Here is a 12,825-nt window from a genome sequence, read left to right as displayed (position 1 = left end):
CTTTCATAAACCATGATATCGGATGCTAGCCATGCGGCAGTGGACGTACTTCGAGATGGAAGAACGTTGATGGGCGTCGAGTTGAAGCACCTGGCGGATATAGTCCGGCAAAAATTCATCGTACTTCACTTCAAGAATCGTCTTCGGATAGTCGAGCACTTCCTCGGACACCGGTGACGGTTCGAACAGGTCGATGCTGTTCGTCACGAAGCTTAGTTCTTTATCGAAGGTGATGCGGACGTTCCCGAGACTGCCGATGTACGCCTCGCGGACGTAATCGACGATGACGCGGGGACGCATGACCGTACTCGTCAAATACGTATAAAACTCGTGATAGAGCGGTTCTTCCTTTTCGAGCAGGAAGTCATACTCCCAGTCCAGGATCTGTTCATATTCGCCCCGTGTGATCGGGACGGAAGATTTTAAGATGTACTCGCCCTGACGGCTCTTTTTCTCGAGTTTGATGACGTCTTCCGAGTAGTTGTACGTGCGGATACGGAATTTTTTACGACGGAAGATGCCACTGTTCTTTTGGATCAGGTCGTGGTCGTACACGTTGTCAAAATAGAGGCTGCGGATCAAATAGCCGTCCCGTGTGACAGAGTGCTTGTCCTGCGTCAGGATCGTCGCAACTTTATCACGGAGCGAGGCATAGTCTTTTTCATTGATAAAATATTTTAATTCATGTCGAAATCGTTTCATGATGCTTCTCCTGGTATGACAATTTGCTGAATGCCCCAGTGGAGTTTCCGGTCGTTGTCGCGATAGTAATCGAACGGAATCTGTTCGTTGCCTTCGGCGTCTGTAACCGTGACACGCCAATAGTAACGTCCAGGGTCAAGTGCAGACATTTCATAGGCGAACGTTGTCATGTCGTTTTGCTCGGCGATGAGTGAAGTGAAGTCGGGGGTCCGGCTCAATTCGAAATGGTATGTCAACTCATCGTTTTGTAAGTCGTACGAAGCATCCCACCGGAAGACATCCTTCTCTTTTTCACGTGCGTATTGCAAGAATATCGGCATCGGTTTTTCAAGGGAGAGGAGGAACTCCTCTTCATACATCGTCGTGATGGTTTCGAGTTTACGGAAGCTCGGTTCATACGCTGTGGCTTCGATATCCAAGAATCGAAGGTCCGGCTCACTCGTCACCACCGGTTCAACGACCGGATAGAATCCGTCGATGAGTTGCTTCGTCGTCTCCGGATTGATCGTCTCGGTCAATTCTTCCACTTTCGCCTGCAATGCCGCTACGTTTTTAGGATCTTTCAAATAACGACGGTGGAGGACCGTTCCCCAGTAGCGTTGAATGCCCCGTTGCCAGCTCGGCATCGGGTCAGTCCGTTCGGTGTCCCGGCCTAGCGCTTTATCGAAGTCCCACGGCATGAAATACCACTTCTCCGAGTTGAGCGGGCTATATAAATAGTAGTTCGTCGACATCGTGTCATAGTTTCCGAACAGGATGTTCGTCCCGAGCCACGTCAAATAGTTGTCTTCGTCGAAATATTTGTCAAACACTTTGTCGAACGGCTGGGACAGGTCATTCAAGTCGTCGAGCATCGTCAACAGTTCCTCGTGATTGTCCGAGCCGTTGATTTTTAAGACGGACTCGAACGTCTTCTTGTCGTAATCCGGGTCACTCTTCAACTTCAGGGCATCCGGATAACGGTGGAACTCAAAGTTTTCTGCTTTATACAAATGACCGTCCGGGTTCAACCCGCGGGCGGCGAGCCCGTCCTCGTTCAATTGCTCGACATGCGTAAAGAGTCCGTAATCGACGAACTCGTCGGCGACTGCAGGGTTCGTCATGTCGCGTACGTGCAACTGAACGAAGTTTGTGCGAAGACTCGAGATATCGTCAAGCATCTCATAATAAGAGAAGGCGAGACGGTTCCGGACCCGGGTCCGGTCATCGGCATGCTTGTTCAAGTTGAGTACGCTTTGGCCATACCATAGTCCGGCACTGTCCTGGAGACGGATCTTGTAAGATTTTTGAGGCTCGAGGCGGCTCGAACGCCCCCGCAGTTGAATCGTGGCGTTGACCGTCTGATCATCCAACCAATGAATCCCGTCCGGTCCTTCGGCATCTCCGGTTTCAAAATGGATGAACAGTTTCGGGCCACTTTCGAGGTTGCTGTATTGCTTGTAGGACTCATTTAAATCGAACAGCGTCAAATCGTTTTCCGGGACGGAGGCTTGGTCGAACACGGTCACGTAGACGTGTTCGAGTTTATTTCCGTCGTGACGGTCATACACGCGTTTATCTTCTTTAAAAGTCGGATCCAGGACAGCCGTCTCCGTGTCCGTCTTCTTTTCGGAAGAGACGACAGTCGGTGTCGAAGAAGATTTCAAGGCGGCTTGTAAAGCCAATAAGATAAGGAACAGAACAAGGATTCCAATCATTGTCTTCGGATAAGGCAAACGCTTCATATCATAACTCCTTTAAGACAAACTGCCGATGCGTCGCAGGAATGTCTCGGTCTTCGTGGTGATTTCTTGATAGACGATTGGTTGCGAACAGAACGTCGTATAGTCGATCTCGTTTAAGCTCCGGATCAAGAGGCGTGTTCCCCATAAGAAGGAGAGGAGCGCCGAGATGAACATGCCGACTCCATAAATGTTGTAGCCGAGAACGAGCCAGAGGGTGACCCCAAAGCTCGAGAGCGCATAAAACGCGGTCAACTGGATCGCCGCACGCCGTTCATCGAAGTAAAGCAAGATCAGGAAGATGGTGATGACCATGCTCAAGAACCAGCTTCCGAGGACGACGATGATAAAGATGTCGATCTGGTTTTGCGTCATCCCGAGGAACGGGAGAATGCGTACGCCGAGGAAGAGGAAGATGAACGTGACGAGCATCTGGACTTGCGCCATGAGCAACAGTTCCGAGCTGAGGACACGGTACATCTCCCGCTTGGCGTTTTGGATGTCCTGGAACGGATAGCCGTTCAAGATGCGTCCATAGTATTTTTTATACGACGTGTAAAACGTCGTTTCGAGCGTCACCATGAATAAGACGAGCGATGGGAGGACACTCAAATACGCATAAAACACGGGCGTATCGTAGTAGGGTGCCATCAAGTACGTCTCGGCGACGACGATGGCCCGGTCCCCGAACCAGGTCGCGAGGTTGTGCCCGTACAGTCCGAAGTAGTAAGCCGTCCCAATGAAGAAGAGGAGCGGGTACTTCTCGAGATAGACGAGGAAATAAAAGTAGTTGCGGTCATTCACCTGGAAATAGTGGTGGATGTCACGGAACAAACGGATCAGGATGACGAAGAACCCGATGTTCAGCCCGATGAAGACCGAGGTCGCCGACGGATGGCCGAGCGGTGCGGTCAACAACCAGATGAAAAACGCGGCGACAAGCGTTCCAATCAAATAGCTCGACACGATTTTTTTAAAGTCCTTCAAAGCAGAAACATACATCGATAAAATCCAGATCACGGATAATTGCGTGAAGTACAAGTATGTAACGAGCTTATAACTGAACGGAAGCGGAGAACCCGCATAAAAAATGACCGTGATGATCAGTCCGAGCGTGACGATCAGACTGACGAGTCCATATAAGGAAGACAGGACGTGTTCTTCTTTTTCAAGAAACGTCTGGTCGGCGACAAAACGGGAGATCGAGAACAAAAATCCGCCCGTCAACAGCTGGGAGAAGATGAACGTGTATTGAACGGCCGCCATATAGACGTTCACTTCATGTGCCCCTACGTTCAAGTATAACAGCCATTCACGGGAGGCGGTGATCAATAAAATGGATAAAAACATCGGACCGACGGCCGTGATGGCCGAATAGCCATACGCCCGAAGCTGTCCGAAAAATCCTGATTTGTCATAGAGACGCTTCAACTGAAATCCGATTCCGGCCATGACGTTCTCCTTTCTCATAATACGAGCGGTACGCCTCGATCATCATCGGCAAGGTGTAATGGTTCGTGACACGTGCCCGTCCATTTTCCCCGTAAGTCTGACGAAGTTGCGGTTGCTCCAATAATTTGATGATCTCATGGGCGAGCAGGTGGAAGTGCATGACCGGGACGGTCGTACCGGCTCTGCCGTATACATCTTCCGGTCCTTCGAGGAGCTCGCGGCATCCTCCGACGTCTGTCGAGACGAACGGGATTTCCATGGCGAGCCCTTCTAAGATGACGAGCGGCTGCCCTTCACTGATACTCGACAGGACGAGGACGTCCATGAAGGACAGGTAGTCTTTGACGTTGGCCGGTCCGGTGAAGTGAATATTTCTCAGCTCGAGCATCTCGACCAATTCGAGACACTCTTCGTAGTACTCTTCATCCTCATCGAGCGGGCCGATGATGTGAAAGTGTGCCTCGGCGAACGTCTCTTGGACGATGGCGAACGCCTGGAGCATCGTCTTGATGTCTTTGATCGGGACGACGCGCACGATGGCCCCGATATGAAGACCGCTCCGTTTCTCCCGTGTGTCGGGAGAAAACCGGGTCACATCGATCCCGTTCGGAATGAGGAACGTCTTCTCAGGTGGGCACCCGAGCTCCAGCTGAATCTCGCGATTGCCTTCAAACAAGGTGCTGACGTCGTCCGCATAGCGGTACGCACAGTTCGAGAGACTGTAGAAGTAGTCGATCCAGACATCTTTGAAGTACCCCTTGATCCAGGAGGCTTTGATGATTTCTTCTTCACGCTCGCGCGTGTAAATCCCATGCTCCGTCAACAGGAGCGGCTTGTCGTATTGGTATTTGGCGAGTGCACCGAGCACACCCGCGTATCCCGTCGACACACTGTGATAGACGTCGGCCGGCGGGAGCTTTTGGTCGATACAGACGAACAGCGGCAGTAACATCGAGCGGAGTGCCCAGAACATGTCCGTGAACGGGACCTGCATGAAGCGCTTCTCACAAAGGATCGTCACGATGTCAAAAAAGTCCTTACTGCCTAGGAAGTTCATGACCGAGTCGATGCGTCCGCTCGTGAAAAAGCGGAAGAGGACGTCCCAGTCCGTTTGCCGGTCTGACATGAGCGATAGGAACGCATTTTTTTCTTCCTCGGTCAATTTATACCGTTTCCCCGTGACGATTTCCTGGTCCAAATAGTCCCCGAGATGAATCTCCCGCAACTCCACCAGGTTGTTCGGGAGCGTGTACTTCGGCTTACTTCCTTTTAACTCTTTCGCAGAAATCGAAAAGACGATGAATTCGTGCTCGGGCATTTCCGTGATGAGCGACTGGATCCAACTCGAGACGCCACCGGTCACGTGAGGGTAGGCCCCTTCTGAAATCAAACAAATTTTCATACGTCTCCCTCCAATCGAATCGTGAAGGACAACGCGTCGGTCCGGACGAGATACAGGTCGGGTCCGATTCGTTCCACTTCACAGTTTTCTACATCGGTGACCCGACTTGCGGCGTGGAAGTAAAAATAGGTTTCGCCCGCCATCTCGTCGAGTGTATACGTGTAGCTGTTTCCAGACTGTTTTGAATAGATTTTACCGTTATAGAAGTGGTGGTTCGCACGGGCGTCCGAGGCAGTCATCGTCCGAATCCATGGCACTTCTTTCTGTTGAGCGGTCAACAGCTGTTTAAATGATTTTATATACGCCTCTCCTTCAGCCGCCGACGTGAGGGCTTTCGGATTCAGCTCCATCGAGACGAAACCGCTCGAGACGAGTTCGTTGAAGAGCCCCCATTCCGTCCATGCCGGGTCTTCGAAGTCGAGTGAGGTCGTCGACAGGGCGAGGGTGCCTTCTTCTTCAAATGGCATTTGACTCAATCCGACCTCGACCGAAGCATCCGGTAACGCATCAGGGACAGCGACGTCCGCAGTCAGATAGACCGATTGTACGTTCAAACCGGGAAGGGCGTAGTCAAACTGTTGTTTTGTTGCTAAAAACTGAGCGTCGGAAGCGCCGAGGGCGGCAATCTCTCCACCGGACCGGAGCGTTTCCCGGCCGTAGAGTGCTAAATCTTCGGAATACGCCGACGTCGAGCGGGTCGGGTTCAATGACGGGCTTGTCGTGGCGAGGACATAGTTCAAATCGTACTTCGCCTCTAAGCGTTGCATGTCCGCCCAAAACACGTTTCGATAATAGTCGCGGTCGGTCATCGACTTCGACAGCCGCCGTTCGTTCGAGCTGAGGAACGGGAACTCCTTGACGGTCGTCACTTTCGCATTGATCACGGGGCGGAGGAACGGGGCCCCCTGGTCCAATCCGATGAACAGTGGTGCCTGTTTCGTCACTTCGTGCATCATCGTCCCGTTGAAGACGATGAATCGGCCTTCCCCGTAAACTTGCGACCATAGGAGCGGGATGTCTTCTGAAGACGTCGCCATCAAATGGGCACTCGGGTCGAGACGGACCGCGAGTGATGAATTGAGGAGTGCCTCCGTATCGAATGACTGACTGGTCGATTCATTGAAATACGGTGAGGTGAGACGAACCCCGGTCGTCTCGACAAACGTCCCGATTTCAATCAATCCGATCTGACGATACACTTCCATCAACCGTGTGCTCGGAGACGGACGTGTCGCGAAAAAGACGGTCCCGCCCTCATTCACATAGTCGAGCAGGATATCCCGGTCTTGAAGCCGATCCAAATGCTCCGTCGCAATGATGACCGCATGGACCGGAGGGAGTGCAGTGACGTCCTCGATATGGGCGGTGGTCACTTGTTTTCCAGTATTCTCAAGCCGGTCCGTCAATATCTCGCCGAGCCGGACATCGCCTTTACTGTCCAATAAATAGAACGTATCGACCGTACCATCGTTGGCAGATATGGTCTGTGAGGCCACCGGTGGGTATGTTGCCTCCATAAAAAGAGGGATCTTCAATACATAATCCGAACGGATGATGGCGAAGACGATCCCGATAAGGGCGATGAACGCCCCGATTAAATACAGTCCTTTTTCAATCGTGAATGTATGCTTCATAGCTTACCCCTATATCCAAAACCGTAGTTGATCGAGCCCTTCCGGTGAGAGACGGATATCAGAGGCCCGGAGTGCGTCGACAGTTTCGTGCAGTTGTTTGACATTTTTCATCGCGTAGTGGACGTGCATCGCCTCGAAGTACGCCATTTCCCGGTGCGGGTGTTGGCGTAAAAACAGTTCGCTCGCTGAAAGCGCCTGCTCATACTCGTCGAGGGAGAGGGCGGTCCGGATGCGTTCGACATGATACTCGGGGGCGATGGTTCCACCGAGCTCGATTAAAGCGGTCAGTGCATGCAAGTATGTGTACGTATATTTCATTTGTGTGCGGCGGTCCAAAAACTCCATGTCGATCATCTGTTTTAAAATTTGAAGATAAGACGTCAACACATCCAAATCTTCCGGGCGTTCATTCAACTCTTGTTCGACGTGGCGGAGCTGCTTGGCTAACAGTGTCTTTGCCTGCTGCAAGGCGGTCGCCGCATAGTGAGATGTCTCATTGTCCTCGCTCTTCAAAGCCGCCGCCAGGAGCGGGGCTTGTTGGAGGAAGTCGTTTTTCAGGACGTTCATAAGCGTTTTGCGTTTTACCTGGTTCGAGTTCAACACGAGTGCATCCTGTAAAGAGATCAAGTTCGTCTCGATCGTTACGTCCGGACGCTGAAGGGAGACGTCTTCATACGTCTCCTTTCGTAGCAACCAATCCGGTAACTCCGCGTCCTCCCCTTTAGAGCGTTGCAAATAATAGATGATGCCCCAGCTGAAAATGGGGATCGCCAAGAGTAGAAGAAAGCTCGGTAAGAAATCTTTCCGTTGTTTAAGGACGAATAGGATCAGGACGATCAAGGCGACGAAGTAATGGGCGTACAGTAAATTAATCCACATAAAGCGCATCCTCCACCACGTCCGCTTGAATCGCTTTATGAGCGAGACGGTCGATGACGATTTGAGACTCCTCTCGCGTAGCGTTCGACAAGAGCGCATAGAGACGGCCATCGGTACGATATCCGAGGTAGTCGGTCGTTCGTAGCGTCGTTTCAACACTTCGCGCGACTTCTTCAGACGCGGCTTCCTGAATGTGGAGTAACGTGTACGGGATGTGTAACTCCCGTTTCGCTTGCTCTTTTTGGACTAAAATCCGTTCGAAGTACTCGGACTTCAAGGCGTTCGTGTCGGCAACGTAGCGGTCAAATTGAACCGCGTCAATATAACCGAACGAGCGATCGAGCGATGTATTGATCAAACGGGTCATGACATCGATCAGGTTACGGTAAGACAACGTCAAGTTTTGGAACGGTACGTCATAACACAAGATGATGGCGAACACCTCGCCTTGTCGAACGAGCGGAGCACCAAAAACAGCCTCTCCCGGAGAGAGGGACGTGTTGAAGACGATGTCTTTCGAGCGGATGACGTCCTGGACGACCGAATGTTCATCGATCTGCAAGGAGTTGTGCGGTGCAAACGATGAGGCGGCAGACTTCGCCGCAAGACGTGCGAATGAAGACTGATTAATGACATAAATCGCGAACTGGTCGGCCTTCAACGTCTTCTCGAGGACGGAAATCGATCCGACGAACAAGCCTTCTGGCTCCAGGCTATCGAGCGACCGGGTCGCTTCGTACACACTGCCGATACTTTCTTCTGAGTGAAGGATTTGCTGCTGCAACTGGTTTTTAATCGTGAGTGTTTCTTCATAGATATCGTTCAAAAACACGTGTCGCTCGGTTGTCGCGGCTAACTCGTCTTTTAAAAATTGAATCTCGATTTTGCGACGTTCCATCACGTAACTGACGACGAGACCGATCAATAAGTAAATCGTGAACACGGCGAGAATCGTGTTGTCGACGAATAAGGACAAGACATTGCGTCCCGTGGCGGCATGTTCATAGAAATGGACACCGACCGCCATAATCGACGCCAACAAAGCTTGCGACTTGCCAAATAACAGGGCGGCGAGCAGGACATAGATGAACCAATAGTCTGGTGTGTCGACGATTGGGGTCATGATGAGCGATCCGACGAGGAACATCGCAAACAGTGTCAGGTTCTCGACGGACCGTAAAATCGGATTCGTGAACAGTTGTTTCCATCGGCCCGTGGACGTTTCCGTCGCTGCTCCATCTGTCTGTTCAGTTTTTTCGTAATATTCGCGTGTGATGGCGAATCCTTCTTGTGGCGTAAAGCGCGGCACCCAGTCCAGGTCCGCTGTCAGCTTGCGATTCTCCAATTGAAGACTGTGTTGCGGTAAATCGGTATTTTGAAATACCGGCGTGACACCAAGTAACGTTGTCACGTCTTCGGCAGAGGTCAAGGTGTTCGACGACAGGTTGTATACCCCTTGCAGTTGACTGATGACACTGCGGTACATCGCATCGACGACGTCACCGACAAAAATCAGGTCGAACCGGTCATCGCGATGTGCGGACAAGGTGATGTCTTCGTCTGTCATAGTTGCTTTCATCACATGGTGCAGGAATCGGCTTTCGTGACTCGTCTGCTGTTTTGGTCCATATACATGGGGGAGTCGGAATACGAGTGTAGACAGTTGATGCAACTCTGACCATTGCGCACAGTAGGCTTCCCCGTGAAGTGCGTCTAGTGCCATCGGTGTAAGAGGATTCGAAGGAGAGTGTTCGGTGACACGGTCGTTTGAAAGGTGTCCGTACACCTCACTCGTTGAGCAGTAGAGGAACTGTTTGACATGGTATTTTTCAGATAAAGTCAGTAAGTTCAAGAGCCCGTTCATGTTGGATTGGTTACTTGCGCCCCCAACGTTTGGAACCCTAGGGTTTGCGCAGTGAATGACGACATCGAACGAGTACGTCCGGAAGAATGATTCACATTTGTGATCGGCGACATCTGCAATCAACGAACGATGCTTAAAATCGATGTGTTGCTTTGATCCCGTCGACAGGTTATCGAGGATGTGGATATGGTGACCTTCTTTGAAAAAGCGTTCCGCTATGGCGCTCCCCAGGAAGCCATAACCACCGGTGATTAATATGTTCATAAGATGACCCCTTCATCGTTCTTGATCAGGAAAAATGTTAAATATGTATGAAATATTATAATATGAAGAAGAATTCATTTACCTGATACTCAAAAGATTGTCATACTTTTTGTCGAGAATGGTCGAAAAACTATTTTACATTAAAAAATATAAAATAAAACGGTATTTCTCATGACGCTTGAGAAATACCGTTTTTGTTTATAAATATTTTTCGTCCACGAAGCGTTGTTTCACCGGTCGAGCGGGGGTGCCGTAGGCAAGGACGTTGTTCGGCAGGTCATACACGACCGTGGCCCCGGCACCGACGACGGTGTCGTGACCGACGTGAAGGTTGTGGATGACGGTCGCGCCCATCCCGACAAAGGAGCGTTCGCCGATCGTCACGTTGCCACCGAGGTGCGCACCGGGCGCGACCGCAGCGAAGGGTTCGAGTGTACAGTCATGGTCGACCGAGGCCATCGTGTTGACGACACTATGGGCGTGGAGAACCGTATTCATATTGACCACACTGCCGGCCATGACGGCGACGCCTTGTTCAATCTGAACGTGTTTCCCGATGATGGCGTTCGGATGTACCGCGCTAATAAATTCGAAATCCGGCATTCGTTCTAAAATTCGTTGCGCGACTGCAGCCCGCTGATCATTATCCCCAATGCCGATGATGCCTTTTCGAATCACCGAGGTGACACCAATCGATCCGAGAATGGGGTAGCCGTAAAGAAATTTTCCGATGAGATGCGGGCTATCGTCATAAATGCCGGCAATCTTATAAATTCCCTTGAGTTCAATCATGTCGATGATGACCTGTGCGTGGCCGCCTGCGCCGAAAATGACGATCCATTCCATCCGACGTCACTCCTTTTGACGAAAATTGTCGAATTGTAATTGTGTACGATATATATTGCCGAATCCCTTGACTTCAAACAAAACGAAAAAGAAATAGCGACCACAAATTTGTGGCACATTTCTTGTACATCTTTGTGAAAAGACTCACTCATTTGTGAAAACATGTTACGTATTTCTGTTTCATTTTTTTAGGCGCAGGTTATCAATTTAAGGTAATGAATCGAGGAGGGGAGAAACGGTTATGTCACTGTCATTTATGTACATCACGAATCAGCCGGCAATTGCGCAATTAGCTGAACAAAATGGGGTTGATTGGATTTTCGTGGACTTGGAGTTGAATGGAAAAGTAGAGCGTCAAGGGCATTTGGATACGGTTATTTCGCGCCATACGATGCGGGACGTTAGTCGGCTACGTTCGGTGTTGAAGCACGCGAAGCTGCTTGTACGGGTCAACCCGATCTTTCCGGGGTCCCGTTTTGAAGTCAATGAAGCCATCCATCGTGGGGCGGACATGATTATGCTTCCTTATTACAAGACGGTTGGTGAAGTAGAAACGTTAATTGAGCTTGTAGCCGGACGTGCGCAGGTGTGTCTGTTGTGCGAAACGAAAGAGGCGGTCGAATGCATGCCCGAAGTCCTTCAATTACCGGGCATTGATTGTATTCATCTCGGCTTAAACGATCTTCATTTAAGTTACGGACAATCCTTCATCTTTGAACCGCTCGCTAACGGTCAGGTCGATCAAATCCTGTCACAAATTCGAAACGCCGGTATTCCATACGGGTTTGGCGGGATCGCTCGAATCGGGGAAGGGAAGTTACAAGCAGAAAGAATACTTTCGGAACATATTCGCCTCGGTTCATCGCTCGTCATTTTGTCCCGTAGTTTCTGTAATATCGGAGCAGTTGAAAACGTGACTTCACAGCAAGCGCAACTGTTCCAGCAAGAAGTATGGAAAGTACGGGCATACGAACAACGGCTCCGAAATGCATCGCCGGAATGGCTCGAACAGAATCGATTGGCTCTGATTGATGATGTCCAAAGCATTACGGCAAGTATTCTCCAGAAGAAAGGGATTTTATTATGAACGCTTTGGTGACAGGGGTCCGGTTGTCCCCTGCTCAACAACACATGCTCGAACAGTTCGGTTATGAAGTGACTCTTTTAAAGTATGAGACAGAGGTCACAGACATCGAAGTGTCAGATGTTGAGGTGCTCATCTGTCAAAATGTCTTTGCCTATCGGGATGTGAGTGATTTTCCACGTTTACGTCTCGTCCAGGCAGTGAGTGCAGGTCTTGATCGGCTTCCGCTTGATGAGCTCCGTGAGCGCGGCGTTCATGTGTATAATGCCGGGGACACCTATGCGGTACCGATGGCGGAATGGGTCGTGTGGCAATTACTTGATTTTATGAAGCATGGATCGGTATTTCGTGAAACGCAAATGAATCGGGAATGGAAAAAAGAACGACAATTGCGTGAGTTGACGGGGAAAAACGTTGCCCTTTTGGGAGTAGGAAATGTCGGTCAGGCAGTGGCGAAACGACTACATGCCTTTGACATGGTGATTACGGGAATCGGGCGCCGGGAACAAGATGTTCCGTTCGTCGACAGATATGTATTGATGGATCAAATGATTGAAGTGCTGCGTGAGAGTGACGTCATCATTTTAGCGCTTCCTCTAACAGATGAAACCTATCACATCATTGATGAGACAGCGATTGCTGCGATGAAAGAGGATGCCATATTGATCAACGTTGCCCGTGGTGCCATTATCGACGAACAGGCACTCGTGTCCGCTTTACGGGAAGGGAAATTTTTTGGCGTCGCCCTTGATGTGTTTGAATCAGAACCGCTCTTACCGGACAATCCATTGTATGACTTTGAATGGGTGACCCTCACCCCGCACAACTCTTATGTGTCGGATCGGGTGAATGACCGACTGTTTGAGAATATTATGGGAAACCTGAAATGCGAACAAATGAAGCGATGAGTTTGAGCCGGCTGATGACAGTCGGTTTTTTCATTTGTGATAATTCACTAAAAAATTATTAACGACTCA

The 12,825-nt window shown here is 50.3% G+C and carries 10 protein-coding genes; 2 read left to right on the top strand and 8 right to left on the bottom strand.

What is annotated here, in order from left to right:
- Window positions 1-3 precede the first annotated feature (3 nt).
- The 8 genes from KNP03_RS04470 to KNP03_RS04435 all read right to left on the bottom strand — a co-directional run bounded on the left by KNP03_RS04470 (window position 4) and on the right by KNP03_RS04435 (window position 10,764).
- Complete coding sequence (locus tag KNP03_RS04470; protein WP_214825796.1) at window positions 4-702, bottom strand: polyphosphate polymerase domain-containing protein; 699 nt, start codon at window positions 700-702, stop codon at window positions 4-6.
- A complete protein-coding gene (locus KNP03_RS04465) occupies window positions 699-2,426 on the bottom strand; it encodes a CotH kinase family protein (protein ID WP_214825794.1) in 1,728 nt (575 codons plus the stop codon). The genes KNP03_RS04470 and KNP03_RS04465 overlap by 4 nt, the downstream gene beginning before the upstream one ends.
- A gap of 12 nt (window positions 2,427-2,438) precedes the next feature.
- Window positions 2,439-3,875 (bottom strand): exopolysaccharide Pel transporter PelG, encoded by a 1,437-nt coding sequence (gene pelG, locus KNP03_RS04460; RefSeq protein WP_214825792.1) that lies wholly within the window; start codon window positions 3,873-3,875, stop codon window positions 2,439-2,441.
- Window positions 3,838-5,277: a GT4 family glycosyltransferase PelF gene (gene pelF / locus KNP03_RS04455; RefSeq protein WP_214825785.1), complete on the bottom strand. Its 1,440-nt coding sequence runs from the start codon at window positions 5,275-5,277 to the stop codon at window positions 3,838-3,840. Before pelF ends, pelG begins: the two co-directional genes overlap by 38 nt.
- Window positions 5,274-6,911, bottom strand: coding sequence for a DUF2194 domain-containing protein (locus KNP03_RS04450; RefSeq protein WP_214825783.1), 1,638 nt, complete (start codon window positions 6,909-6,911; stop codon window positions 5,274-5,276). Before KNP03_RS04450 ends, pelF begins: the two co-directional genes overlap by 4 nt.
- A 9-nt stretch (window positions 6,912-6,920) precedes the next feature.
- The gene (locus KNP03_RS04445; RefSeq protein ID WP_214825781.1) at window positions 6,921-7,790 is read right to left on the bottom strand and encodes a hypothetical protein; all 870 of its coding nucleotides are present in this window, start codon (window positions 7,788-7,790) and stop codon (window positions 6,921-6,923) included.
- Window positions 7,780-9,918, bottom strand: coding sequence for an NAD-dependent epimerase/dehydratase family protein (locus KNP03_RS04440; RefSeq protein WP_214825779.1), 2,139 nt, complete (start codon window positions 9,916-9,918; stop codon window positions 7,780-7,782). Before KNP03_RS04440 ends, KNP03_RS04445 begins: the two co-directional genes overlap by 11 nt.
- 198 nt (window positions 9,919-10,116) lie before the next feature.
- Window positions 10,117-10,764 (bottom strand): acetyltransferase, encoded by a 648-nt coding sequence (locus KNP03_RS04435; protein WP_214825777.1) that lies wholly within the window; start codon window positions 10,762-10,764, stop codon window positions 10,117-10,119.
- 241 nt (window positions 10,765-11,005) lie between these two features.
- Between KNP03_RS04435 and KNP03_RS04430 the strand changes: the two genes are divergently transcribed.
- A complete protein-coding gene (locus KNP03_RS04430; protein WP_214825775.1) occupies window positions 11,006-11,851 on the top strand; it encodes an aldolase/citrate lyase family protein in 846 nt (281 codons plus the stop codon).
- Complete coding sequence (locus KNP03_RS04425) at window positions 11,848-12,756, top strand: NAD(P)-dependent oxidoreductase (protein ID WP_214825773.1); 909 nt, start codon at window positions 11,848-11,850, stop codon at window positions 12,754-12,756. The genes KNP03_RS04430 and KNP03_RS04425 overlap by 4 nt, the downstream gene beginning before the upstream one ends.
- Window positions 12,757-12,825 lie beyond the last annotated feature (69 nt).

Origin of the sequence: Exiguobacterium algae, from assembly GCF_018617875.1 — a bacterium.
Lineage (GTDB): Bacteria > Bacillota > Bacilli > Exiguobacteriales > Exiguobacteriaceae > Exiguobacterium > Exiguobacterium algae.
Note: the sequence above shows the minus strand (reverse complement) of the source record. Positions and strands in the feature narration are given on the sequence as shown.

Bases quoted from the DNA above. Each gene is read 5' to 3' on its own strand.
- KNP03_RS04470 (WP_214825796.1), bottom strand. From the start codon at position 702: ATGAAACGATTTCGACATGAATTAAAATATTTTATCAATGAAAAAGAC.
- KNP03_RS04465 (WP_214825794.1), bottom strand. From the start codon at position 2,426: ATGAAGCGTTTGCCTTATCCGAAGACAATGATTGGAATCCTTGTTCTG.
- pelG (WP_214825792.1), bottom strand. From the start codon at position 3,875: ATGGCCGGAATCGGATTTCAGTTGAAGCGTCTCTATGACAAATCAGGA.
- pelF (WP_214825785.1), bottom strand. From the start codon at position 5,277: ATGAAAATTTGTTTGATTTCAGAAGGGGCCTACCCTCACGTGACCGGT.
- KNP03_RS04450 (WP_214825783.1), bottom strand. From the start codon at position 6,911: ATGAAGCATACATTCACGATTGAAAAAGGACTGTATTTAATCGGGGCG.
- KNP03_RS04445 (WP_214825781.1), bottom strand. From the start codon at position 7,790: ATGTGGATTAATTTACTGTACGCCCATTACTTCGTCGCCTTGATCGTC.
- KNP03_RS04440 (WP_214825779.1), bottom strand. From the start codon at position 9,918: ATGAACATATTAATCACCGGTGGTTATGGCTTCCTGGGGAGCGCCATA.
- KNP03_RS04435 (WP_214825777.1), bottom strand. From the start codon at position 10,764: ATGGAATGGATCGTCATTTTCGGCGCAGGCGGCCACGCACAGGTCATC.
- KNP03_RS04430 (WP_214825775.1), top strand. From the start codon at position 11,006: ATGTCACTGTCATTTATGTACATCACGAATCAGCCGGCAATTGCGCAA.
- KNP03_RS04425 (WP_214825773.1), top strand. From the start codon at position 11,848: ATGAACGCTTTGGTGACAGGGGTCCGGTTGTCCCCTGCTCAACAACAC.